We start from the raw sequence: 23581 nt of genomic DNA on the forward strand, positions 1-23581 counted from the left end.
TTTTTGTTCCTCAGTCAGCGGCAGGCCGGATGGATAGGGTTTGCCAGCGAAAGGGAACGTTCGTTAGCGTGATTCCAGGAATTTTATGAGCAAGAGCACTGCTGAGATCCGTCAAGCGTTTCTCGACTTTTTTCATAGCAAGGGACATCAGGTTGTAGCCAGCAGCTCCCTCGTACCGAACAACGACCCGACTTTGCTGTTTACCAATGCCGGGATGGTCCAGTTTAAAGACGTTTTCCTCGGGCAGGATAAGCGCGACTATGCGCGGGCAACGACGTCGCAGCGCTGTGTGCGTGCCGGCGGCAAGCATAACGACCTCGAAAACGTGGGCTACACGGCACGTCACCACACCTTCTTTGAAATGTTGGGCAACTTCAGCTTTGGTGATTACTTCAAGAAAGAAGCGATCGCTTATGCATGGGAACTGCTGACGGGTGAGCAGTGGTTCAAGCTGCCTAAAGAGCGCCTGTGGGTGACCGTCTATGAAACAGACGATGAAGCCTTCGAAATCTGGGCTAACGATATTGGTGTGCCGCGCGAGCGCATTATCCGTATCGGTGACAACAAAGGCAGCGCTTTCGCATCAGATAACTTCTGGCAGATGGGCGACACCGGACCTTGCGGTCCTTGTACCGAAATTTTCTTCGATCACGGCGATCATATCTGGGGCGGCCCACCGGGCAGCCCGGAAGAAGATGGCGATCGTTACATCGAGATCTGGAACATCGTCTTCATGCAGTTCAACCGTCAGGCCGACGGCACCATGGAGCCGCTGCCTAAACCGTCAGTGGATACCGGCATGGGTCTGGAGCGTATTTCTGCCGTGTTGCAGCACGTTAACTCCAACTATGAAATCGATCTGTTTGCCAAACTGATCAAATCAGTTGCGCAGGTAACTGGCGCAACCGATCTGGATAACAAGTCGCTGCGCGTTATCGCTGACCATATTCGCTCTTGTGCCTTCCTGATCGCCGATGGCGTAATCCCATCGAATGAAAACCGCGGCTATGTGTTGCGTCGCATTATTCGTCGCGCGGTACGTCACGGCAATATGCTGGGTGCGAAAGAAGCCTTCTTCTACAAGCTGGTTGCGCCACTGATTGAAGTGATGGGAGCTGCAGGCGAAGACCTGAAACGTCAGCAGAAGCATGTTGAAAACGCGCTGAAGAACGAAGAAGAGCAATTTGCTAAAACGCTGGAGCGTGGACTTGCACTGCTGGATGAAGAACTGGCCAAACTGCAGGGCGATACGCTTGATGGCGAAACGGTGTTCCGTCTGTACGATACCTTCGGTTTCCCGGCGGATTTGACCGCTGACGTGTGCCGTGAGCGCAATCTGAAGATTGATGAAACGGGTTTTGAAGCCGCGATGGAGCAGCAGCGTCAGCGTGCGCGTGAAGCCAGCGGTTTTGGTGCCGACTATAACAATGTCATTCGCATTGATGCCGCAACCGACTTTAAAGGCTATGACCATCTGGAACTGAACGCGACAGTCGAAGCACTGTTCGTCGACGGTCAGCAAGTTGAGCAGATCAGCGCGGGTCAGGACGCGGTGGTCGTGCTGGACGAAACGCCGTTCTACGGCGAGTCAGGTGGACAGGTTGGCGATACTGGCGTGCTGGCTGGGCAGAATGCTGAATTTAGCGTTCAGGATACACAGAAGTATGGTAAAGCGATTGGTCATATCGGTAAGCTGAGCAGCGGTCAGTTACGCGTTGGTGACCGTTTGCATGCGCAGGTTGATGAAACGCGTCGCGCGCGCATCCGTTTGAATCACTCCGCCACGCACTTACTGCATGCCGCACTGCGTCAGGTGTTGGGTGATCACGTAGGACAAAAAGGCTCGCTGGTTAACGATAAATATCTGCGTTTCGACTTCTCTCATTTTGAAGCCATGAAACCGCAGGAAATCCGTCAGGTCGAGGATATTGTTAACGCGCAGATTCGCCGCAACCTTGTCGTTGAGACCGAAATCATGGATCTCGATGATGCAAAACAGAAGGGCGCAATGGCGCTGTTTGGTGAGAAATACGATCAGCGCGTACGTGTGCTGACCATGGGCGATTTCTCTACCGAACTCTGTGGTGGTATTCACGCGCTGCGTACCGGTGATATTGGCCTGTTCCGCATTCAGTCTGAATCGGGCACTGCTGCAGGTGTACGCCGCATTGAAGCTGTAACCGGCGAAGGTGCGTTGGCACAAGTGAATGCGCAGAGCCAACAGTTGCTGGATGTGGCGCAATTGGTGAAAGCCAATAGCAGTAACCTGAATGAGAAAGTGCGCGGCTTAGTTGATCACGTCCGCGCGCTGGAAAAAGAGTTGCAGCAACTGCGCGATCAGCAAGCTGCGCAGGAAAGCGCGTCACTGAGCAGTAAGGCGATTGACGTTAAAGGCACGAAGTTGCTGGTCAGTGAACTGAGCAACGTTGAGCCGAAAATGTTGCGTACCATGGTTGACGATCTGAAGAACCAGTTAACGTCTGCCATTATCGTGCTGGCAACGGTTGATGATGGCAAAGTTTCATTGATTGCTGGCGTGACCAAAGATCTTACTGACCGTGTAAAAGCCGGCGAGCTGATTGGCGAACTGGCCTCTCAGGTTGGTGGTAAAGGCGGTGGTCGCCCAGATATGGCTCAGGCAGGCGGTACAAATCCGCAGGCGCTAGCGGGTGCGCTGGCAGGCGTGCAGGAATGGGTCAGTAACCGACTGTAACGTATAAAACTTCGCATTGTGATAAGCGCCAGAAGCCCGTTTTCTGGCGCTTTTTTAACGCGGTGCACACCAGGTAATGACAAAGTCCGGTTGATGTAGTGTATTTCGGCTAAACTAACTATCAGCAGAATGTATTGGCATGGCGAAGCACAATGGTGTATTTGTCATAGGCATTGTTCAGCGTTATATGATGGATACGGCCGGGAGACCGAACAAGCCCGACTCTTTTAATCTTTCAAGGAGCAAAGAATGCTTATTCTAACTCGTCGAGTTGGTGAAACCCTCATGATTGGCGATGAGGTGACTGTAACGGTGCTGGGTGTAAAAGGTAACCAGGTTCGCATTGGGGTTAACGCGCCTAAAGAAGTTTCGGTACATCGCGAAGAGATCTATCAGCGTATTCAAGCCGAAAAAACTCAAGCCTCGAGTTACTAACGGATTCAGCGCCTCGCTCATGAGCGAGGCGCTACCGGTTTTTCCTCTCCAGCCCCACACATCTTCCGCTTTTCGCTCTCTATTACCAATTCTCTTTAACGCCCATTTCTGTTCTCCAGCAGGCTTTCTTTGTTGATAAATCACTCTTTTTGTCGCTAAAGCATCCGAATTGAGTGTCATTTGTGCAATCAAACAAAAGGCTGGAAATAAATGTTTGACTTATAAGTCCGGGAAAGTAATATGTGCGCCACGCAGTGCCGATGAGCAGAAACAAGTTCAGAAGCACGGTTCGGAAGAACGCGTAAGGTGAGGTGGCCGAGAGGCTGAAGGCGCTCCCCTGCTAAGGGAGTATGCGGTCAAAAGCTGCATCCGGGGTTCGAATCCCCGCCTCACCGCCATTTCCGATGCATCCATAGCTCAGCTGGATAGAGTACTCGGCTACGAACCGAGCGGTCGGAGGTTCGAATCCTCCTGGATGCACCATTCGGAAAGGTGAAGTAAGAGTGAACGAGCAGTTCCTTTCATGGTGAGTTGTTAGCACCCTGCGTTGTACAAGAATTAACTCGATGCATCCATAGCTCAGCTGGATAGAGTACTCGGCTACGAACCGAGCGGTCGGAGGTTCGAATCCTCCTGGATGCACCATTCTTCGTATCATCCTCAGGTTGTTTCAGTTAGTCCATCGTAAGAAAACCTCAATGCATCCATAGCTCAGCTGGATAGAGTACTCGGCTACGAACCGAGCGGTCGGAGGTTCGAATCCTCCTGGATGCACCATTCCTCTTCAAACTTCTCAAAATTTTCTTCAGCAGTAACTCAATGCATCCATAGCTCAGCTGGATAGAGTACTCGGCTACGAACCGAGCGGTCGGAGGTTCGAATCCTCCTGGATGCACCATCTCTTCTTCGATACCTTTCTGTTTTTGACTCTCAGTTTCTGAATCCTGCAGCAATCAAATCAACTTGTAAAAAAATCGCTGAATTTACCGGCGTTTATCCACGGCATTGCACTCTGACCTTTTTCTGAAAACGAAAAAAACTAATGCTTTCAAAGCATTTGCGGTTAAGCGTGCCTGGCGACAACCTGAGCGCATTACGCTAAAGTAATGGCTCATTTTGTGGTGCTCGATGGAGTGACAATGTACGACCAATATGACGCCCTGATTTTCGATATGGACGGCACAATTCTGGATACTGAGCCGACACATCGAAAAGCCTGGCAGCAGGTGCTTGGCCGCTATGGTTTCACCATGGATGAAGAAAAAATGGTGGGCTTCAATGGCGCTCCAACCTGGCAACTGGCGCAGTTCATTCTTGAGCAGAACAATGCAACGCACGATCCGCATCTGCTGGCGGCGGAAAAAACCGCTGCACTGAAAGCGATGTTGCTGGATGACGTGCGTCCGCTGCCGTTGATGGACGTGGTAAAGGCTTATCATGGTCGCCGTCCGATGGCGGTGGGCACCGGCAGTGAACACAGCCTGGCAAAAGCCTTACTCGAAGAGTTAGGTGTTTACCACCTGTTTGATGCGGTGGTCGGAGCGGATGACGTACAGCGTCATAAGCCGCAGCCGGATACCTTTTTACGCTGCGCTGAATTAATGGGTATCGCACCCGAGCGCTGTGTAGTGTTTGAGGATGCTGACTTCGGCGTACAAGCCGCCAAAGCAGCAGGCATGGACGTGGTTGATGTCCGTTTACTGTGAATGAATTTCTGACCTATGGATCGTTATTCGGCAGCAGCTTTCTTAGCGCGACTCTGTTACCGGGAAGCTCGGAAGCGGTGCTGGTTGCACTGCTGATCGCCCAAAAAGGTTCGGTTTATGGATTGTTATTGGCTGCATCAGTGGGAAACACGCTGGGTGGCCTGACCAACATTCTTCTTGGTCGCCTGATGCCGCCAAAAGGGCAAGGGCGATGGCACGACACAGCAATGACGTGGTTACACCGATTAGGACCTGCAGCACTGATTTTTAGCTGGCTGCCGGTAGTGGGCGACTTACTCTGCGTGCTCGCAGGTTGGTTGCGCTTTGCCTGGCTACCTTCAGTGCTGTTCCTCGCCATGGGTAAAACGCTGCGTTATATCGTTATCGCGACCGCCACATTGCAAACAATGCAATGGTGGCATTGATTCGCACAGATTCGAGGCTACGGCTAACATTATGCTGAACAAAAATAAATTATTAACACAGCGGGAGGTTAACGTGATCCCGGACGTATCTAAGGCACTTTCCTGGCTGGAGGCGCATCCTGACGCGTTAAAGGGTATCGGCCGTGGTATTGAGCGCGAATCATTACGCGTAAAACCCGATGGTCACCTGGCAACCACAGGACATCCTGAGTCACTCGGTTCGGCGCTTAAGCATGATTGGATCACCACCGATTTTGCCGAAACGCTGATGGAGTTCATCACGCCAGTTGATCAGAGCATCGATCGCTCACTGGCGTTTCTGCGCGATATTCACCGTCATGTGGCGCGTGAGTTAGGCGAGGAGCGCTTGTGGCCTTTCAGCATGCCGGGCTTCATTGATGACGTTGATAGCATCGAGTTGGCGCAGTATGGCAGCTCGAACATTGGCAAAATGAAAACGCTGTATCGTCAGGGGCTGAAGAATCGCTACAGCGCGCTGATGCAGATTATCTCTGGCGTGCACTACAACTTCTCGTTGCCGCTGTCGTTTTGGCAGGAGTGGGCGGATGTAAAAGATGCCGAAAGCGGTAAAGAGACCATCTCTGCCGGCTATCTGCGTTTGATTCGCAACTACTATCGTTTCGGCTGGGTCATTCCGTATCTGTTCGGTGCATCGCCAGCGATCTGCTCCTCGTTCCTGCAAGGGCGCGAGAGCAATTTGCCGTTTGAAGGTGATGGCAAGGGTACGCTGTGGCTGCCTCACGCCACCTCACTGCGCCTGAGCGACCTTGGTTATACCAACAAATCGCAGAGCGGTTTGGGTATCACTTTTAACTCGCTGGAAGGTTACGTTGCAGCACTGAAGGCAGCGATTAAAACGCCGTCGGAAGAGTATGCCGCCATGGGTACCAAAGATGCTGAAGGCAACTGGCTGCAGCTGAACACCAATGTGCTGCAAATTGAAAACGAGCTGTATGCGCCGATTCGTCCGAAACGCGTTACGCGTTCAGGCGAGGCACCATCTGATGCGCTGCTGCGCGGCGGTATTGAATACATTGAAGTGCGTTCGCTGGACATCAACCCCTTCTCCGCGATTGGCGTAGATGCCGATCAGGCGCGCTTCCTCGATCTGTTCCTGATTTGGTGTACGCTGGCTGATGCGCCAGAAATGAGCGCGGATGAGCTGCTGTGTACGCGTAAAAACTGGAATCGCGTGGTGATGGAAGGGCGTAAGCCTGGCCAGGTCATTGCAGTAGGTTGCAGCGAAAAAGAACATACGCTGGTTGAAGTGGGTAAAGCGCTGTTTGCCGATCTGCGTCGCGTGGCGGAAGTGCTCGACAGCAATCACGGCAACACGCAATATCAACAGGTTTGCGATCAACTGGTGGCATCTTTCGACGATCCTGAGCTAACCTATTCGGCGCGCATCCTGCATGCGATCAAAGAAAACGGTTTGACCGGCGCGGGCGTGGCATTGGCAGAGCAATATCGTCATCTGCTGTGTGAAGAGTCGTTAGAGATTCTGACTGAAGAAGATTTTAGTCGTCAGGCGCTGGAGTCGGTGCAGGCACAAGAGAAGCTGGAACAGAGCGATACGCTGGATTTCGAAAGCTACCTTGCGGGTCGCGAAGGCTAGAAAAGAAAATGGCCACATCAATGTGGCCAAAATAAACATCTCTGTTGTCAGGGATGATGATAACAAATGCGCGTCTTTCATATATTCAGACGCTGGACGAACAGAAAAGTTTCATCGTTTTAAAAAAAATCTCAAAACAGGAGGTGACGTATGCCACTACTGGATAGTTTTACTGTTGATCACACCATCATGGGCGCACCTGCAGTACGCGTAGCAAAAACCATGAAAACTCCGCATGGCGATACCATCACCGTTTTCGACCTGCGTTTTTGCCGTCCGAATATTGATATTCTGACTGAGCGTGGCATCCATACGCTGGAGCACCTGTTTGCTGGCTTCATGCGTAATCATCTGAATGGTGATGGCGTTGAAATCGTCGACATCTCGCCAATGGGTTGCCGCACCGGCTTCTACATGAGTTTGATTGGTACGCCTGACGAGCAGCGTGTAGCGAAAGCCTGGAAAGGCGCGATGGAAGATGTTCTGAAAGTCAAAGAGCAGGGCCAGATTCCAGAGCTGAACGAATATCAGTGCGGCAGCTATAAACTGCACTCACTGGATGAAGCGCAGCAGATCGCGCGTAATGTGCTGGCGCACGACATCGGCGTGAACCGCAACGAAGATTTGAAGCTGCCAGCGGAAAAGCTGAAAGAGCTGCACATCTAGTTGAGACACCATGAAAAACGCCGCGATTATCGCGGCGTTTTTGTTTACAGGCTTCAGGAGCCGATGGTGGATTTCAGTGCGTGGTGTGGCGTAATGCGCACCTGCTTCACCATGTTGTCCTGCACATCAAGGATATCGATATCGTAGGCGCCAAGGGTGACGCGAGTATCGACCAGCGGAATCTCTTCCAGTGCTTCCAGCAGCATGCCGTTAATGGTGCGCGCATCCTCTTCCGGTAACGTCCAGTTAAAGGCTTTGTTGATTTCACGCACATTGGCGCTGCCTTCAATCAATACCGAACCATCATTTTGCGGCATGACTTCTTCGGCCAGCGACGGCGACATGGAGGTGGTGAAATCGCCGACGATCTCTTCCAGAATATCTTCGATCGTCACTAAGCCTTTAACATCGCCATATTCATCAACCACCATGCCGACTTTCTTTTTGTTACGCTGAAATTTAACCAGCTGCACGTTAAGCGGCGTGCCTTCCGGTACATAGTAAATCTCATCAGCAGCACGCAGCAGGCGATCTTTGTTGAACTCTTTCTTCTCGGTCATCATGCGCCAGGCTTCACGCACGCGCAGCATACCAACACAGTCATCCAGCGAGTCACGGAACAAGACGATACGCCCATGCGGCGAATGACTCAGCTGGCGCTCAATCGATTTCCAGTCATCATTGACGTTGATGCCGACGATCTCATTGCGCGGCACCATGATGTCATCCACGCTGACTTTCTCCAGATCGAGCACTGACAGCAGCATGTCCTGATTACGCCGCGACATCAGCGAGCGCGACTCATGCACAATGGTGCGCAACTCTTCTTTGCTTAACGCCGAACTGATGGAACCGTCGGTTTTAATGCCCACCATGCGCATCAGAATGCGGGTTATGGTATTCAGCAGCCACACCAGCGGCAGCATCACATACTGCAGCGGAGCCAGTAACACGCTGCTGGGATAGGCTACTTTTTCTGGATAGAGCGCCGCGACCGTTTTCGGCAGCACTTCGGCAAAAACCAGCACGACAAAAGTCAGAATGCCGGTGGCAATCGCTACGCCAGCATCGCCATACAGGCGCATACCGACAATGGTGCCGAGTGCGGAGGCGAGAATATTAACGAGGTTGTTGCCAATTAAAACCAGGCTGATCAGGCGGTCGGGACGACGCAGAAGTTTTTCTACCCGACGCGCACCGCGATTGCCGCTTTTGGCTTTATGGCGCAGTTTGTAGCGATTAAGCGTCATCATGCCGGTCTCTGAACCGGAGAAATAGGCAGAGACCAGCACCATGATGACCAGCGTAATGATCAGCGTGGTGGTTGAAACGTGTTCCAACACAAAATCCTTAGTGAGAGGTGAGCAGGTGCTGAAGCACGCGGCTGCCGAAGTAGGCCATGGTTAGCAGCAATGCGCCGCCACAGTTAAACCACACGACGCGGCGTCCGCGCCAGCCTTCACGATAGTGTCCCCAAAGCAGAACGATGTAGACAAACCAGGCAATGATGGAGAGAACCGCTTTATCCACATTCTCAGCGCTAAACAGGTTATGCATGAAGAGCAAACCGGTGCACAGCACCAGCGTCAACAGCACAACGCCAATCTGCGTGATGTGGAACATTTTGCGCTCAATGCTGAGCAGCGGCGGCATATCCTGAGTGAAAGCCAGTTTCTTATTTTTCAACTGGTAATCGATCCACGCCAGCTGCAGCGCATACAGTGCCGCGATGATCAGCGTGGCATAGGCAAACAGCGACAGACCGATGTGAACCATCATGCCCGGCGTGGTTTCCAGATGCGTAATAAAGGCATTGGGCACAAAGGTGGCAAAGGCCAGATTAATCAATGCAAAGCTGTAAACAATCGGCAGCAGCAGCCAGCCACGATTGCGCGAGGCGACAATTGTCATGATTGCGCAGATCAGCAGGCTAACCAGCGAGCCGATATTAAGCAGGCTGAGGTTTTGCCCGTTATCAACAGCAAAAATGCGCTGCTGCAGAGCAACGGCGTGCGCAATCAGCGCCACGCAGGCAGAAAGCACAGCAAAACGACGCCAGCCACCGTTGCGTTTAAGCAGGCTGGGAATGATCAATGCAAGGCTGAGGGAGTAGGCGAACAGCGCCACGATCGCGAAAACGAACATAGATCCTTTCAGGTATCGGTCAGATAAGGAAAAAAGCAGTATAGCGCCAGCAGCAGCAGGCTCCAAACGATCTGACGGTCAATTGCAGAGATCGCTTCGTCTTCGTGTTATAATCCGCCGCATTGTGTCGCCTATGGCGGCCTCGCTACGGTTCTAAGTGAGAGAGCATGTTTGATAATTTAACCGATCGTTTGTCGCAAACCCTGCGCAATATCAGCGGCCGCGGAAGGCTGACTGAAGACAACATCAAAGACACGCTGCGTGAAGTCCGCATGGCGCTGCTGGAAGCTGACGTTGCGCTGCCGGTAGTGCGTGAATTTATTAATCGCGTGAAAGAGGCCGCCGTTGGCCACGATGTGAACAAAAGCCTGACGCCAGGCCAGGAGTTCATCAAAATCGTGCGCAACGAACTGGTTGCGGCGATGGGCGCTGAAAATAATGCGCTCAATCTGAATGCTCAGCCGCCAGCCGTGGTGCTGATGGCAGGTTTGCAAGGTGCTGGTAAAACCACTAGCGTGGCGAAACTGGGTAAATTCTTGCGCGAGAAGCATAAGAAAAAAGTGCTGGTAGTTTCTGCTGACGTTTATCGCCCTGCGGCGATCAAACAGCTGGAAACCCTGGCTGGCCAGGTCGGCGTGGATTTCTGTCCGTCCGATCTGAGTCAAAAGCCGGTCGATATTGTTCAGAACGCGCTAAAACAAGCCAAAGTGCAATTCTACGATGTGCTGCTGGTGGATACCGCCGGTCGTTTACACGTCGATGAAGCGATGATGGACGAAATCAAACAGGTACACGCCGCGATAAATCCGGTGGAAACCCTGTTTGTGGTCGATGCCATGACCGGTCAGGATGCCGCCAACACTGCGAAAGCCTTCAACGAAGCGCTGCCGCTGACTGGTGTGATCCTGACTAAAGTCGATGGTGATGCGCGCGGTGGTGCGGCGCTGTCGATTCGTCACATTACCGGCAAGCCAATCAAATTTATGGGGATGGGCGAGAAGACCGAAGCGCTGGAAGCTTTCTATCCAGAGCGTATCGCGTCGCGCATTCTTGGCATGGGCGATGTTCTGTCGCTGATCGAAGATATCGAAAGCAAAGTTGACCGCGATCAGGCGGAGAAACTGGCGAAGAAACTGAAAACCGGCGACGGTTTTGATCTCAACGACTTCCTTGAGCAGTTGAAGCAGATGCGTAACATGGGCGGCATGGCGAGCCTGATGGGCAAACTGCCGGGCATGGGGCAACTGCCTGACAACGTGAAATCGCAGATGGATGACAAAGTGCTGGTCCGCATGGAAGCCATCATCAATTCGATGACGCGTAAAGAGCGTGAGAAGCCAGAAATTATCAAGGGGTCGCGCAAACGTCGTATTGCGTTGGGCTCAGGCATGCAGGTGCAAGATGTCAATCGACTGCTGAAACAGTTCGATGATATGCAGCGCATGATGAAGAAAATGAAGAAAGGCGGCATGGCCAAAATGATGCGTGGCATGAAAGGTATGATGCCGCCTGGATTCCCTGGTCGCTAAGGCGGCCGTCATAAAGCCGGAAATTTGGCACGCTTAGGTTGCTTTTTGCGCCAAAATGAGTAAAATTTTCGGGCTTTTTATATCGCGCTCGGGCCCCGTTCCTCGATGGGGCCCGAGCGCTTTATTAACTAATGAGGATGTTATGGTAACAATTCGTTTGGCACGTCACGGCGCTAAAAAGCGTCCGTTCTATCAGGTCGTCGTCACTGACAGCCGCAATGCTCGTAACGGTCGTTTCATCGAGCGCGTAGGTTTCTTCAACCCGATCGCTTCTGGTCAGGCTGAAGGTCTGCGTCTGGATCTGGACCGTATTGAGCACTGGGTTGGCCAGGGCGCAACGCTTTCTGATCGCGTTAACGCGCTGATCAAAGAAGCAAAGAAAGCAGCTTAATCTGTCACGGTGGTGAGCATGAGCATTAAACCTGCCGGGCAGCCTCCCGTTAACCCGATTGTATTGGGAAAAATGGGCGCGGCTTACGGAATTCGGGGTTGGCTCAAAGTGTTTTCCTCCACTGAAGACGCTGAAAGCATCTTCGACTACCAACCTTGGTTCATCCAGCGCGCCGGTAAATGGCAGCAGGTCGAACTCGAGGGCTGGAAGCACCACAATCAGGACCTGATCATCAAAGTCAAAGGCATTGACGATCGGGACGCTGCGGCACAGTTGACCAATTGCGAAATTACGGTCGACTCCACGCAGTTGCCAGCGCTGGAAGCAGGCGATTACTACTGGAAAGACCTTATGGGAATGAAAGTAGTGAACCTCGAAGGCTACGAGATGGGCAAAGTCATTGATTTGATGGAAACCGGATCGAACGACGTTCTCGTCGTTAAGGCAAACCTGAAGGATGCATTCGGTGCGCAAGAGCGGTTAATTCCGTTTCTTGATGAACAGGTTATCAAGAAAGTCGATCTCTCTACTGGCCTTATTGAAGTAGATTGGGATCCTGGTTTTTGATCTCCGGACAATCCGGTAACGTAACGGCGAACGCGATGTGGATTGGTGTTATTAGCCTGTTTCCAGAGATGTTTCGCGCTATTACCGAGTACGGGGTAACTGGCCGGGCAGTAAAAAATGGCCTGCTCGACATTCAAAGCTGGAGTCCTCGTGACTTCACGCATGACCGGCACCGTACCGTGGACGATCGTCCTTACGGCGGCGGACCGGGAATGTTGATGATGGTGCAACCCTTACGGGACGCCATCTCCGCAGCGAAAGCAGCGGCGGGAGAAGGTGCTAAGGTGATTTATCTTTCACCTCAGGGACGCAAACTGGACCAACAGGGCGTTTGCGAACTGGCGACCCATCAGAAGTTGATTCTGGTGTGTGGTCGCTACGAAGGGATAGATGAGCGCGTGATTCACACTGAGATTGATGAAGAGTGGTCAATCGGTGATTACGTGCTCAGTGGCGGTGAGCTGCCAGCCATGACGTTGATTGACTCGGTCGCGCGGTTTATTCCCGGCGTACTGGGAAAACAGGCGTCAGCCGATGAGGATTCGTTCTCGGATGGTTTGCTGGATTGCCCGCACTACACCCGACCTGAAGTGTTAGAAGGGATGGAAGTTCCGCCAGTTTTACTGTCGGGCAACCATGCCGATATTCGCCGCTGGCGCCTGAAACAGTCGTTAGGCCGTACCTGGCTAAGAAGACCTGAACTTCTGGAAAACCTGGCTCTGACTGAAGAGCAAGCACGGTTGCTAAATGAGTTCCAGCGTGAACATCAGCAGCAACAAAACTATGAGGCGGGAGAGTAATCTTCCCTCACTATCAGTTTACCCAGGATAAGAGATTTAATTATGAGCAACATTATCAAGCAACTTGAACAAGAGCAGATGAAGCAGGACGTACCTTCATTCCGTCCGGGTGATTCCGTGGAAGTGAAAGTATGGGTCGTAGAAGGTTCTAAGAAGCGTCTGCAGGCATTCGAGGGCGTGGTTATCGCTATTCGTAACCGCGGTCTGCATTCTGCATTCACTGTTCGTAAGATTTCTAACGGCGAAGGTGTTGAGCGTGTCTTCCAGACTCACTCTCCAGTAATTGACAGCATTGCTGTTAAACGTCGTGGTGCTGTGCGTAAAGCCAAACTGTATTACCTGCGTGAGCGTACCGGTAAGTCAGCTCGTATCAAAGAGCGTCTTGGCGCGTAAGCGACTTCTCAAAGTTAATAGCAAACAAGGGGTTGGCCATTTGGCCAGCCCCTTTTTTTATGGGCGTATAAGGGCGCAGGATCATCCCTAAGATGGAAAGTGTATGTTTCCTGAAAATAATGAAAATCAAAATGTTATACCAAACTTTTAGTTGAGAGCATCATCAGAACATAATTGTATGTAACCTTTAGTTTACACTTTCACCCTTCCGTCATTTCAATTATGTATATGATTTTAATTGTTATTTTAATGTTTTATGTGTTTTTTATTTGATGTGGTAATAAATGTGTACATAGTTGGATTGCAACCTGTACAGGATGTGATAAAGTAAGCGACATCCTCAGTGAGGATCCCAAACCGCATAAACGAGTGAAAAGGATCGCATCATGCAAAAAGACGCGCTGAACAATGTGCATATCGCCGACGAACAAATTTTGATTACCCCGCAAGAGCTGAAAGCCAAATTCCCGCTCACTGCGGCGCAGGAAGCGCAAATTGCGTCTTCTCGCCAAACCATTGCCGACATAATTGCGGGCCGCGATCCGCGTCTGTTGGTGGTTTGTGGCCCTTGTTCGATTCACGATACTGAAGCCGCACTTGTCTATGCCCGTCAGTTGCAATCTCTCTCTGCACAGTTGAAGGATCAGCTGTACATCGTTATGCGCGTTTATTTTGAAAAACCTCGAACCACCGTCGGCTGGAAGGGGTTAATCAACGATCCTTACATGAACAACTCGTTTGATATGGAAGCTGGCCTGCATATCGCGCGTCAACTGCTGGTTAATCTCGTTGAGATGGGTTTACCGCTGGCGACCGAAGCGCTGGATCCGAATAGCCCGCAATATCTTGGCGATCTGTTTAGCTGGTCAGCGATTGGTGCGCGTACCACTGAATCACAAACCCACCGTGAAATGGCTTCAGGCCTTTCCATGCCGGTTGGTTTTAAAAATGGTACGGATGGCAGCCTGGGCACCGCGATTAACGCCATGCGCGCCGCCGCAATGCCGCACCGTTTTGTTGGCATCAATCAGGCCGGCCAGGTTTGCTTGCTGCAAACGCAGGGTAACCCAGATGGACATGTGATTCTGCGCGGCGGTAAAGCACCTAACTACGGTCCAGAAGATGTCGCTCAGTGTGAAAAAGAGATGCTGAAAGCGGGACTGCGTCCGGCCTTAATGATAGATTGCAGCCATGGTAATTCTAATAAAGACTATCGTCGCCAGCCTGGCGTAGCCGAATCGGCTATTGCGCAGATTAAAGATGGAAACCGTTCCATCATTGGCCTGATGTTGGAAAGCAACATTCATGAAGGCAACCAGTCTTCTGAACAGCCACGTAGCGAAATGAAATACGGTGTGTCCGTCACTGATGCCTGCATCAACTGGGAAACCACTGAAACCTTGCTGCGTGAAATCCATCAGGATCTGCAGGGAGTGCTGTCGGCGCGTCTGTCACACGAGGTGTAATGAGTCATGGTGGCTGAACTGACCGCGCTACGCGATCAAATCGATGAAGTAGATAAAGCACTGCTTGGGTTACTGGCAAAACGACTGGAGCTGGTAGCTGAAGTAGGGGAAGTTAAAAGCCGCTACGGTTTGCCGATCTATGTTCCTGAGCGTGAGGCCAGCATGCTGGCTTCACGGCGCCAGGAAGCTGAAGCGCTCGGCGTGTCGCCGGACTTGATTGAAGATGTATTGCGTCGTTTGATGCGTGAATCCTATGCGCATGAAAATGACAAAGGCTTCAAAACGCTCTGTCCGACGTTGCGTCCGGTAGTGATTGTAGGTGGCCGCGGCCAGATGGGGCGTCTGTTTGAAAAGATGCTGACGCTTTCTGGCTATCAGGTCCGCATTCTGGATAAAGGCGATTGGGAACGCTCTGACGAGCTGCTGAAAGATGCGGGCATGGTGATCATCAGTGTGCCAATTCATCTGACCGAGCAAATCATCGGTGAGCTGCCGAAATTGCCAGAAGACTGCATTCTGGTCGATCTGGCTTCGGTGAAGAATCGCCCGCTGCAGGCGATGCTGGCCGCGCACACCGGACCGGTTCTGGGCTTGCATCCGATGTTTGGTCCGGACAGCGGCAGCCTGGCAAAGCAGGTTGTGGTTTGGTGTGATGGCCGTCAGCCGGAAGCTTATCAGTGGTTCCTTGAGCAGATTCAGGTTTGGGGCGCGCGGTTGCATCGTATCAGTGCCGTTGAGCACGACCAGAATATGGCGTTTATTCAGGCACTGCGTCACTTTGCGACTTTCGCTTACGGTCTGCATCTGGCGGAAGAGAACGTTAATCTGGATCAGCTGCTGGCGCTATCTTCACCGATATACCGCCTTGAACTGGCAATGGTTGGACGTCTGTTTGCGCAGGATCCGCAGCTTTACGCGGACATCATCATGTCCTCGGAGAGTAATCTGGCGCTGATTAAACGTTATTACAAGCGATTTGGCGATGCGATCAAACTGCTCGAGCAGGGCGATAAGCAAGCCTTTATCGATAGCTTTGAGCGCGTCGAACACTGGTTTGGTGATTACGCGAAACGCTTCCTGGTCGAAAGCAGAAGCATGCTGCGATCGGCGAACGATAGCCGGCAGTAAAAAACAAAAGGCATCCGTGAGGATGCCTTTTTGCTTAGAGGCGCGGCTCAACCGGCACCACATTCTCGCCTGGATAGCAGCCAAGAACTTTTAATGAACGGGTTAAGCCGCTCAACTCGGTTAACGCCAACTGCATATTTTCTGACTGCAGATTGCCCTGCACATCAATATAAAACATCTCTTCCCACGGATTGCCGTTGATTGGACGGTTTTCCAGTTTGCTCATGATGAGGCCGTGGTTACGTAATACCATCAGCGCTTCAACCAATGCGCCTGCTTGTTGACCCGTCGCCATGATCAATGTTGTTTTCGCCGGAACCTGACCCGAAACTTCAATCGCTTTACGTGCCAGCACGATGAAGCGCGTGTGGTTCTGCTGTTGATTGGCCAGATTGCGCTCCAGCACCTGCAATCCATACAGCTCACCGCCCGCTTCGCTACCCAATGCGGCAACCTTTGTTGAATTCATCGCTGCCACTTTCTCCATAGCTGCAGCGGTGCTTTCGGTGTATTCGATTTTCCACTGCGGGAAACGATTAATGAACTGGCTGCACTGCTGGAATGGCTGTGGATGGCTATATACCGTTTCGATCTGCTGCAAATCGGTGCTGCCGTTGACCAGCACACAGTGCTCAATTGGAATGGTCAGTTCACCCACAATCGATAGCGTGGTTTGCTGAAGCAGATCGTAAACGTCGTTGATCGAACCAGAGCTGGTATTTTCAATCGGCATCACCGCGTAGTCCGCTTGTCCACTTTCCACCTGATGGATGATGTCATGGAATTTCAGGCAGCCGATCTCAACCATTGAATCAAAATGTCGGGTGGCGTATTTGCGCGCCGCAAGATGTGAGTAGGAACCTTTCGGACCGAGGAATGCAATGCGCGGTGCGTGAGCATGTGGATGGTTGAGATTCTTTTGCAACAAGGCTTGCTGAGTTAGAACTGAATCTTCAATCACCAACTGAAACAGGCGAGTGATGTAATGCGCATCAAGCTGATGCTTTTTACCCAGTGAAATTAAGTTTTCCAGCAGAGCGCGCTCACGCTCAACATCGCGGATAGGGCGATGCGTTGCCAGTTTGGCCTGCGCAACTTCAACGGCCAGTATGCGACGCTCTGACAAAAGCGCTAAGAGTTTTTCATCAACGGCGCTGATTTTATCGCGTAATGCCAGCAGCGGATTTTCGGGATTCATAGGGCTCACCTGTAAAATGTCCAATAAAAAAGCCTCCCATTTGGGAGGCTTTGTTGTTCGTCTTCGCATTCATTTTCACATGACGAATCGCCTCCCAATCAGGGGAAGGTAAAAAAGAATGCGAAGAAGAACGGCAGATGTTTCATGATTGTTTCCATAAATAAAGTGGCTTGAGAGTAACCGCAGTGATTTAAAGCTGTCAATAAAAAACGCGCCCGGAGGCGCGTTACTAAAGATGTTTGCTTATTCCGTAGGAAGAAAATCTTTCACACTGCTGTTGGCGCGACGGGCTTCGGGTTTGTGTTGCGCTTTATTGAGTTGTCGCTCCAGCTTGGCAATCAAGTCATTGATGGCCGTATACATATCATCATGTTTCGCGCTGGCAACCAGCGTACCGTTAGGCGTATTGATGGTGGCATCAGCCACAAACTCCTTCGGCTCTTTCGATAACACAATGTGAGGGTTTATCAGATGTGTTTGCCATTTTTCCAGCTTGGCGAGACGCTCTTCAACGTGATTACGGATGGCCTCGGTGATTTCCATTTGTTTGCTGGTAATGTTCAGAATCATAGTTAAACCTCTCTGTCATTTCCGTGTGGGTAGGTCCAGCATACCGCGGAAATTAAGAAAATGTGTGATCTAAATCACGTTGAAATGTCACTTTTTGTCAATGCCGCTTAATTGTGAGAAAGGCCGGGAAAGTGGCGGGAAATACTTGAAGACGACTGGGGAAGGGCGCATGATTGACTGGATAACTGCAGCGATAAATCTGTAAAACTGCTGAATTATCCACAAAGTGACATAAAAAAAGCAGCCTCATGGGCTGCTTTTTTGTGGGTGTAATAATCAGGACTGATTATTTGCCGCAATGATTTTTGCCACTTTGTCGGCTTCAGCCGTCAACTGCAGCTGGCGGTAAGCATTCTCCATCAACGGCAACGCTTCATGGGTCGCCTCAGTATCCGGATAATCCTTCATCATTGTTTCCACGCGGTTAACAACAGCGACATAGGCACCGCGCTTGGTATAGAATTGCGCCACCGAGAGTTCATACTTCGCCAGGCGCTCTTTCAGGAATGCCAAACGTTTCTGCGCATCCGCAGCATATTGGCTGTTTGGATAACCGCGCAGTAATTGCGAGAAGTCACGGAAAGCATCACGAGCGTGCGTCGGATCACGATCGGAACGATCGATACCGAAGAAGCCCTGCAGTGCAGAATCGTCCAGCGCCATATCCGTCAGACCTTTCATATAGATGACATAGTCGATATTCGGATGGGTTGGATTCAGACGCATAAAGCGAGAAATAGCGGCTTGCGCCAGTGGCAGATCGGCATTTTTGTAATACGCGTAGATCAAATCCAGCTGTACTTGCTGCGAGTAAGGACCAAACGGATAGCGGTTATCCAGTGCTTCCAGTTGCTTAATCGCCGCTTTAAAGTTACCGTCCTGCAGCTTTTGCTGGGCCGTGGCGTAAATTTCAGACGGCGGGCTGTCCGGGACTGGATCTGATGAGCCAGAACAACCCACAAGCGCCAGGCTCAGGCTCAGTGTGGCAGCAGCCACCAGATGTTTCATACGCGTCATGACGAAATGATTATCCTCAAAGTGTTGTAGCAGAAGCTGTCCGTATAGCTCCCAGTTATGACCAGGTACGATAGCACATTATATTAAACGGCATCGCCGTGAAAACCCAACGTTAACGAAGAAGCTGTATATGGCACAACAAGTTCAACTCACCGCAACGGTGTCCGAAGCACAGCTTGGACAACGCTTAGATCAGACTTTGGCAGAATTGTTCCCTGATTATTCACGTTCTCGCATAAAAGAATGGATTCTTGAGCGCCGAGTCAGCGTCAACGGCACTATCATCGATAAACCAAAAGAAAAAGTTTTTGGCGGTGAGCATGTCTCGATTGATGCTGAGATCGAAGAAGAGCAACGCTGGGAAGCGCAAAATATCCCACTGAATATCGTCTATGAAGATGACGACATTCTGGTCATTAACAAACCTCGCGGTTTGGTGGTACATCCTGGCGCCGGTAATCCTGATGGCACAGTGCTTAACGCACTGCTTTATCACTATCCACCGATCGCTGACGTACCTCGTGCAGGCATTGTTCATCGTCTGGATAAAGATACCACCGGTTTGATGGTGGTCGCGAAAACCGTTCCTGCGCAAACGCATCTGGTTGAAACGCTGCAGCTGCGCGAAATCACGCGTGAATATGAAGCGGTGGCTATTGGCACCATGACTGCGGGCGGTACGGTGGATCAGCCCATGGCGCGCCACTCAACCAAACGTACGCACATGGCGGTGCACCCGATGGGTAAACCGGCAACCACGCACTATCGCATCATGGAGCATTTTCGTGCCCATACGCGTTTGCGTTTGCGTCTCGAAACCGGTCGTACCCATCAGATCCGTGTGCATATGGCGCATATTAACCATCCGCTGGTGGGCGATCCGCTGTACGGTGGCCGCCCACGTCCGCCAAAAGGGGCATCTGAAGCTTTCATCACTACGCTACGGGGTTTTGATCGCCAGGCGCTGCATGCCACGATGTTACGTCTCTATCACCCAATCACCGGTATTGAGATGGAATGGCATGCGCCGTTGCCGCAGGATATGGTCGATTTAATTGATGCGCTGAAAGCCGATACCCTTGAATTCCGCGATCAGATGGATTGGCTATGAGTGAATGGATCATCCCGGATTGGCCTGCGCCGCAGCATGTTCGGGCATGTTCCACCACGCGTTACGGCGGCGTCAGCGCTGCTCCATGGGATTCGTTGAATCTTGGTGGGCATGTTGGCGACGCTGAGGCGCATGTTGCTCAGAATCGTCAGCGCCTGGTTGAGCAACTGACGTTACCTGCAATGCCGCAATGGCTGGATCAGATCCATGGTCAAGTGGTTGCGCGTTTACCCGCCAGCGATCCGCTGCCGCGCGCTGATGCCGCAATCACGCGTGTAAGCGGGGTGGTTTGCGCAGTGATGACGGCGGATTGTTTGCCGGTGCTGTTCTGCAGCAAGGATGGTAGTGAAGTCGCGGCAGCACATGCCGGTTGGCGTGGACTCTGTAATGGTGTGCTGGAACAGACGTTGTCGCAGTTTCACTGCGCGCCAAATGACATTCATGCATGGCTTGGTCCGGCAATTGGGCCGCTGGCATTTGAAGTTGGCTCGGAAGTCAGAACGGCATTTATGGCCCATGATTCACAAGCGGAAGAGGCTTTCCGCCCGGCGGGTAACAAATACTTCGCCGATATTTGGCTGCTGGCGCGTCAGCGTCTGCAGGCCGCCGGCGTGTATTCCATCAGCGGTTCAACGCGATGTACCTTCCATGAGCGCGATGATTTTTTCTCCTACCGACGCGACGGAATCACCGGGCGTATGGCAACTTTGATTTGGCTGAGATAACCTTACGCCACAAGACGGTCCAGTTAGCGTATTTTTTGCTCACAACTCAGGTCATTAACCTTGAAAAATTTGAGGGATGACCTCATTTAATCTCCAGTAGCATTTTGACCTGTAATGGGAGGAATTATGCGTCTGGATCGTCTTACTAATAAATTTCAACTGGCACTTGCCGATGCACAGTCCCTTGCTCTGGGACATGACAATCAATTCATTGAACCCCTTCATTTGATGAGCGCATTGCTCAACCAGGAAGGCGGATCGGTGCGTCCGTTGCTCAGCGCAGCGGGTGCCGACGTGGCTGGCCTGCGTACCAGCATTGAACAAGCGATTAATCGACTACCTCAGGTTGAAGGCACGGACGGCGATGTGCAGCCATCCGCCGATCTGATTCGGGTACTCAATCTGTGCGACAAGCTGGCGCAAAAGCGCGGCGACAACTTTATATCATCTGAATTATTTGTATTGGCGGCCCTTGATTCACGTGGCTCGCTGGCTGATCTATTGAAATCAGCTGGCGCGACTCCGGAAAAACTCTCTGCGGCCATCGAGCAAATACGGGGAGGAGACAGCGTGAACGATCAAGGGGCTGAAGATCAGCGTCAGGCATTAAAAAAATACACCATCGACCTTACAGAGCGTGCCGAACTCGGCAAGCTTGATCCGGTTATCGGTCGTGATGAAGAAATTCGCCGCACCATTCAGGTGTTGCAGCGTCGTACCAAAAATAACCCGGTGCTGATTGGTGAACCCGGCGTCGGTAAAACGGCTATTGCCGAAGGTTTAGCGCAGCGCATCATCAATGGCGAAGTACCGGAAGGGCTGAAAGGCCGTCGCGTGCTGGCTCTGGATATGGGTTCGCTGGTGGCGGGCGCCAAATATCGCGGTGAATTTGAAGAGCGCCTCAAAGGCGTGCTTAGCGATTTGGCGAAGCAGGAAGGCAACGTCATTCTGTTTATCGACGAACTGCATACCATGGTGGGCGCAGGTAAAGCCGATGGCGCCATGGATGCCGGCAACATGCTGAAACCCGCATTGGCGCGTGGTGAGTTGCACTGTGTCGGCGCAACTACGTTGAATGAGTATCGTCAGTTCATAGAGAAAGATGCGGCGCTGGAACGTCGTTTCCAGAAAGTCTTCGTTGCTGAGCCGAGTGTCGAAGATACCATTGCCATTCTGCGCGGACTGAAAGAACGCTATGAGCTGCACCATCATGTGCAGATCACCGATCCGGCGATTGTGGCTGCGGCGACGTTGTCGCATCGTTACATCTCCGATCGTCAGCTGCCGGATAAGGCCATCGACCTGATAGACGAAGCGGCCTCAAGCATTCGTTTGCAGATGGATTCGAAGCCTGAGTCCCTTGATCGCCTTGAGCGCCGCATCATCCAGTTGAAACTTGAGCAGCAGGCGCTGAAGAAAGAGTCTGATGACGCCAGCGTGAAGCGTCTGGAAATGCTGGAAAGTGAACTTGACCAGAAAGAGCGTGAATATGCTGAGCTGGAAGAGGAGTGGAAAGCGGAAAAAGCCTCATTAACCGGCACGCAGAACATTAAAGCCGAGCTGGAACAAGCGCGCCTGACGATGGAGCAAGCCCGTCGCGTTGGTGACCTGGGTCAGATGTCTGAGCTGCAGTACGGTAAAATTCCGGAGCTGGAGAAACAGTTAGCCATCGCTACGCAGTCTGAAGGTAAAACCATGAAGCTGTTACGTAATCGCGTAACGGATGTGGAGATTGCCGATGTACTGGCGCGTTGGACCGGAATTCCTGTCGCACGCATGATGGAAGGCGAGCGCGACAAGTTGCTGCGTATGGAGCAGGAACTGCATTCACGCGTCATCGGCCAGAACGAAGCGGTAGAAGCGGTTTCGAATGCGATTCGTCGTAGTCGTGCCGGCTTGTCCGATCCGAATCGTCCAATTGGTTCCTTCCTGTTCCTCGGACCAACGGGGGTAGGGAAAACCGAGTTGTGTAAAGCGCTGGCTAGCTTCCTGTTCGATAGCGATGACGCGATGGTGCGTATTGATATGTCCGAGTTTATGGAAAAACACTCGGTGTCGCGGCTGGTGGGTGCACCTCCGGGATATGTCGGCTATGAAGAGGGCGGTTATCTGACCGAAGCGGTACGTCGTCGGCCTTATTCGGTGATTCTGCTGGATGAAGTGGAGAAGGCGCATCCTGATGTGTTCAACATTCTGTTGCAGGTGCTGGATGATGGTCGCTTAACCGACGGACAGGGCCGTACGGTCGATTTCCGCAATACCGTGGTGATCATGACCTCGAACCTTGGCTCCGATCTTATTCAGGAACGTTTCGGTTCTCTGGATTATGCGGAGATGAAACAGGTGGTGATGACGGTTGTGGGGCAGCATTTCCGCCCAGAGTTTATCAACCGTATCGATGACATGGTGGTGTTCCACCCATTGGGCGAAAAACACATTGCTTCAATTGCGCAGATTCAGCTGCAACGTTTGTATAAACGTCTTGAGGAGCGTGGCTATCAGCTGCATATCTCCGATGAGGCGCTCAAACTGCTCGGCGAGAATGGCTACGACCCGGTGTATGGTGCGCGTCCATTGAAACGTGCTATTCAGCAGCAGATTGAAAACCCGCTGGCTCAGCAGATTCTTTCTGGTGCCCTGGTTCCGGGAAAAACCATTGAAATGGATGTAAAAGACGATGTGATTGTTGCTCATCAGTGATCCCTTCCGATTAAAACGGGCCTGCGGGCCCGTTTTTTTTGGCCTTTTTGCAAGAATTAGCTGCTTTTTGCAACGTATAGCCTGGAAAGTGAGCGGTCGCGCGAAAACTTCAAATTTGCACTTGTCAGCTCCAAATAACTCCCTATAATGCGCCACCACTGAGACGGCAAAGCGGCAACGCAGACGGCTCAGCAGGGAGTGAAGAAATTCATCCCGCCGGATGAAAACGCTGAAAAAAGTGTTTGACTCCGAAGGAGAGT

General features: G+C 51.8%; 22 protein-coding genes, 5 tRNA genes and 1 other annotated feature. Of the genes, 21 read left to right on the plus strand and 6 right to left on the minus strand.

What is annotated here, in order from left to right; translation table 11 throughout:
* The first annotated feature begins 85 nt into the window (after nt 1-85).
* The 11 genes from alaS to luxS all read left to right on the plus strand — a co-directional run bounded on the left by alaS (nt 86) and on the right by luxS (nt 7581).
* Complete coding sequence (gene alaS, locus ACFQW4_RS23080; protein WP_377727914.1) at nt 86-2713, plus strand: alanine--tRNA ligase; 2628 nt, start codon at nt 86-88, stop codon at nt 2711-2713.
* A gap of 249 nt (nt 2714-2962) precedes the next feature.
* Nucleotides 2963-3148, plus strand: a complete 186-nt coding sequence (gene csrA / locus ACFQW4_RS23085; RefSeq protein ID WP_008104508.1) for a carbon storage regulator CsrA — start codon at nt 2963-2965, stop codon at nt 3146-3148.
* Nucleotides 3149-3453: 305 nt separating this feature from the next.
* Nucleotides 3454-3546, plus strand: a tRNA-Ser gene (locus ACFQW4_RS23090).
* Between the two features lie 8 nt (nt 3547-3554).
* A tRNA-Arg gene (locus ACFQW4_RS23095) sits at nt 3555-3631 on the plus strand.
* Between the two features lie 85 nt (nt 3632-3716).
* Nucleotides 3717-3793 (plus strand) — tRNA-Arg (locus ACFQW4_RS23100).
* Between the two features lie 55 nt (nt 3794-3848).
* A tRNA-Arg gene (locus ACFQW4_RS23105) sits at nt 3849-3925 on the plus strand.
* Between the two features lie 44 nt (nt 3926-3969).
* Nucleotides 3970-4046: transfer RNA gene (locus tag ACFQW4_RS23110), tRNA-Arg, on the plus strand.
* Nucleotides 4047-4287: 241 nt separating this feature from the next.
* A complete protein-coding gene (gene yqaB / locus ACFQW4_RS23115) occupies nt 4288-4854 on the plus strand; it encodes a fructose-1-phosphate/6-phosphogluconate phosphatase (RefSeq protein ID WP_008108985.1) in 567 nt (188 codons plus the stop codon).
* Entirely contained in the window at nt 4851-5279 is a 429-nt protein-coding gene (locus ACFQW4_RS23120; protein ID WP_101762620.1) for a YqaA family protein, read from the plus strand. Before yqaB ends, ACFQW4_RS23120 begins: the two co-directional genes overlap by 4 nt.
* A gap of 31 nt (nt 5280-5310) precedes the next feature.
* Nucleotides 5311-6915, plus strand: coding sequence for a glutamate--cysteine ligase (gene gshA, locus ACFQW4_RS23125; RefSeq protein WP_101762621.1), 1605 nt, complete (start codon nt 5311-5313; stop codon nt 6913-6915).
* Between the two features lie 150 nt (nt 6916-7065).
* Nucleotides 7066-7581 (plus strand): S-ribosylhomocysteine lyase, encoded by a 516-nt coding sequence (gene luxS, locus ACFQW4_RS23130; protein ID WP_192236523.1) that lies wholly within the window; start codon nt 7066-7068, stop codon nt 7579-7581.
* Between the two features lie 53 nt (nt 7582-7634).
* Here luxS and ACFQW4_RS23135 read toward each other — a convergent pair whose 3' ends face one another.
* Together ACFQW4_RS23135 and ACFQW4_RS23140 are read right to left on the minus strand one after the other, a co-directional pair.
* Nucleotides 7635-8921 (minus strand): HlyC/CorC family transporter, encoded by a 1287-nt coding sequence (locus ACFQW4_RS23135; RefSeq protein WP_110868330.1) that lies wholly within the window; start codon nt 8919-8921, stop codon nt 7635-7637.
* A gap of 10 nt (nt 8922-8931) precedes the next feature.
* Complete coding sequence (locus ACFQW4_RS23140) at nt 8932-9726, minus strand: inner membrane protein YpjD (RefSeq protein ID WP_008108993.1); 795 nt, start codon at nt 9724-9726, stop codon at nt 8932-8934.
* Between the two features lie 167 nt (nt 9727-9893).
* Here ACFQW4_RS23140 and ffh point away from each other — a divergent pair, with 167 nt between their 5' ends.
* From ffh to tyrA, 7 genes are all read left to right on the plus strand, one after another.
* Complete coding sequence (gene ffh, locus ACFQW4_RS23145; RefSeq protein WP_101762624.1) at nt 9894-11255, plus strand: signal recognition particle protein; 1362 nt, start codon at nt 9894-9896, stop codon at nt 11253-11255.
* A gap of 142 nt (nt 11256-11397) precedes the next feature.
* Nucleotides 11398-11646: a 30S ribosomal protein S16 gene (gene rpsP / locus ACFQW4_RS23150; protein WP_007893313.1), complete on the plus strand. Its 249-nt coding sequence runs from the start codon at nt 11398-11400 to the stop codon at nt 11644-11646.
* A gap of 18 nt (nt 11647-11664) precedes the next feature.
* The gene (rimM, locus tag ACFQW4_RS23155) at nt 11665-12213 is read left to right on the plus strand and encodes a ribosome maturation factor RimM (RefSeq protein ID WP_008108998.1); all 549 of its coding nucleotides are present in this window, start codon (nt 11665-11667) and stop codon (nt 12211-12213) included.
* A 35-nt stretch (nt 12214-12248) separates the two neighbouring features.
* Nucleotides 12249-13013, plus strand: a complete 765-nt coding sequence (gene trmD / locus ACFQW4_RS23160; protein ID WP_377727941.1) for a tRNA (guanosine(37)-N1)-methyltransferase TrmD — start codon at nt 12249-12251, stop codon at nt 13011-13013.
* Between the two features lie 42 nt (nt 13014-13055).
* Nucleotides 13056-13406 (plus strand): 50S ribosomal protein L19, encoded by a 351-nt coding sequence (rplS, locus tag ACFQW4_RS23165; RefSeq protein WP_007893316.1) that lies wholly within the window; start codon nt 13056-13058, stop codon nt 13404-13406.
* A gap of 386 nt (nt 13407-13792) precedes the next feature.
* Nucleotides 13793-14872, plus strand: a complete 1080-nt coding sequence (locus ACFQW4_RS23170) for a 3-deoxy-7-phosphoheptulonate synthase (protein WP_377727926.1) — start codon at nt 13793-13795, stop codon at nt 14870-14872.
* 6 nt (nt 14873-14878) lie between these two features.
* Nucleotides 14879-16000 (plus strand): bifunctional chorismate mutase/prephenate dehydrogenase, encoded by a 1122-nt coding sequence (tyrA, locus tag ACFQW4_RS23175; protein WP_377727929.1) that lies wholly within the window; start codon nt 14879-14881, stop codon nt 15998-16000.
* Between the two features lie 34 nt (nt 16001-16034).
* On the opposite strand, the gene pheA is transcribed toward tyrA, so the two are convergent.
* The 4 genes from pheA to bamD form a co-directional block, all read right to left on the minus strand.
* Nucleotides 16035-17198, minus strand: coding sequence for a bifunctional chorismate mutase/prephenate dehydratase (pheA, locus tag ACFQW4_RS23180; protein WP_192236526.1), 1164 nt, complete (start codon nt 17196-17198; stop codon nt 16035-16037).
* 22 nt (nt 17199-17220) lie between these two features.
* Nucleotides 17221-17345: a sequence feature (Phe leader region), on the minus strand.
* Nucleotides 17297-17344, minus strand: a complete 48-nt coding sequence (gene pheL / locus ACFQW4_RS23185) for a pheA operon leader peptide PheL (RefSeq protein ID WP_100703679.1) — start codon at nt 17342-17344, stop codon at nt 17297-17299. It overlaps the preceding feature by 48 nt.
* Nucleotides 17346-17441: 96 nt before the next feature.
* Nucleotides 17442-17768, minus strand: a complete 327-nt coding sequence (gene raiA / locus ACFQW4_RS23190) for a ribosome-associated translation inhibitor RaiA (protein WP_008109009.1) — start codon at nt 17766-17768, stop codon at nt 17442-17444.
* Nucleotides 17769-18044: 276 nt separating this feature from the next.
* The gene (gene bamD / locus ACFQW4_RS23195; protein ID WP_008109011.1) at nt 18045-18785 is read right to left on the minus strand and encodes an outer membrane protein assembly factor BamD; all 741 of its coding nucleotides are present in this window, start codon (nt 18783-18785) and stop codon (nt 18045-18047) included.
* Nucleotides 18786-18915: 130 nt separating this feature from the next.
* Here bamD and rluD point away from each other — a divergent pair, with 130 nt between their 5' ends.
* From rluD to clpB, 3 genes are all read left to right on the plus strand, one after another.
* Nucleotides 18916-19896 (plus strand): 23S rRNA pseudouridine(1911/1915/1917) synthase RluD, encoded by a 981-nt coding sequence (gene rluD, locus ACFQW4_RS23200; protein ID WP_008109013.1) that lies wholly within the window; start codon nt 18916-18918, stop codon nt 19894-19896.
* Entirely contained in the window at nt 19893-20621 is a 729-nt protein-coding gene (yfiH, locus tag ACFQW4_RS23205) for a purine nucleoside phosphorylase YfiH (RefSeq protein ID WP_377727936.1), read from the plus strand. The genes rluD and yfiH overlap by 4 nt, the downstream gene beginning before the upstream one ends.
* 126 nt (nt 20622-20747) lie before the next feature.
* Entirely contained in the window at nt 20748-23321 is a 2574-nt protein-coding gene (gene clpB / locus ACFQW4_RS23210; protein WP_192236528.1) for an ATP-dependent chaperone ClpB, read from the plus strand.
* Nucleotides 23322-23581 lie beyond the last annotated feature (260 nt).

It is taken from the genome of Pantoea sp. GCM10028869, from assembly GCF_042666835.1.
Taxonomy (GTDB): domain Bacteria; phylum Pseudomonadota; class Gammaproteobacteria; order Enterobacterales; family Enterobacteriaceae; genus Pantoea; species Pantoea leporis.

Excerpts from the sequence above, each read along its gene's own strand:
- rluD (WP_008109013.1), top strand. The coding sequence starts at position 18,916 with ATGGCACAACAAGTTCAACTCACCGCAACGGTGTCCGAAGCACAGCTT.
- trmD (WP_377727941.1), top strand. The coding sequence starts at position 12,249 with ATGTGGATTGGTGTTATTAGCCTGTTTCCAGAGATGTTTCGCGCTATT.
- yfiH (WP_377727936.1), top strand. The coding sequence starts at position 19,893 with ATGAGTGAATGGATCATCCCGGATTGGCCTGCGCCGCAGCATGTTCGG.
- luxS (WP_192236523.1), top strand. The coding sequence starts at position 7,066 with ATGCCACTACTGGATAGTTTTACTGTTGATCACACCATCATGGGCGCA.
- rplS (WP_007893316.1), top strand. The coding sequence starts at position 13,056 with ATGAGCAACATTATCAAGCAACTTGAACAAGAGCAGATGAAGCAGGAC.
- alaS (WP_377727914.1), top strand. The coding sequence starts at position 86 with ATGAGCAAGAGCACTGCTGAGATCCGTCAAGCGTTTCTCGACTTTTTT.
- csrA (WP_008104508.1), top strand. The coding sequence starts at position 2,963 with ATGCTTATTCTAACTCGTCGAGTTGGTGAAACCCTCATGATTGGCGAT.
- pheA (WP_192236526.1), bottom strand. The coding sequence starts at position 17,198 with ATGAATCCCGAAAATCCGCTGCTGGCATTACGCGATAAAATCAGCGCC.
- raiA (WP_008109009.1), bottom strand. The coding sequence starts at position 17,768 with ATGATTCTGAACATTACCAGCAAACAAATGGAAATCACCGAGGCCATC.
- clpB (WP_192236528.1), top strand. The coding sequence starts at position 20,748 with ATGCGTCTGGATCGTCTTACTAATAAATTTCAACTGGCACTTGCCGAT.
- rimM (WP_008108998.1), top strand. The coding sequence starts at position 11,665 with ATGAGCATTAAACCTGCCGGGCAGCCTCCCGTTAACCCGATTGTATTG.
- gshA (WP_101762621.1), top strand. The coding sequence starts at position 5,311 with ATGCTGAACAAAAATAAATTATTAACACAGCGGGAGGTTAACGTGATC.
- bamD (WP_008109011.1), bottom strand. The coding sequence starts at position 18,785 with ATGACGCGTATGAAACATCTGGTGGCTGCTGCCACACTGAGCCTGAGC.
- ACFQW4_RS23170 (WP_377727926.1), top strand. The coding sequence starts at position 13,793 with ATGCAAAAAGACGCGCTGAACAATGTGCATATCGCCGACGAACAAATT.
- yqaB (WP_008108985.1), top strand. The coding sequence starts at position 4,288 with ATGTACGACCAATATGACGCCCTGATTTTCGATATGGACGGCACAATT.
- rpsP (WP_007893313.1), top strand. The coding sequence starts at position 11,398 with ATGGTAACAATTCGTTTGGCACGTCACGGCGCTAAAAAGCGTCCGTTC.
- tyrA (WP_377727929.1), top strand. The coding sequence starts at position 14,879 with ATGGTGGCTGAACTGACCGCGCTACGCGATCAAATCGATGAAGTAGAT.
- ffh (WP_101762624.1), top strand. The coding sequence starts at position 9,894 with ATGTTTGATAATTTAACCGATCGTTTGTCGCAAACCCTGCGCAATATC.
- ACFQW4_RS23140 (WP_008108993.1), bottom strand. The coding sequence starts at position 9,726 with ATGTTCGTTTTCGCGATCGTGGCGCTGTTCGCCTACTCCCTCAGCCTT.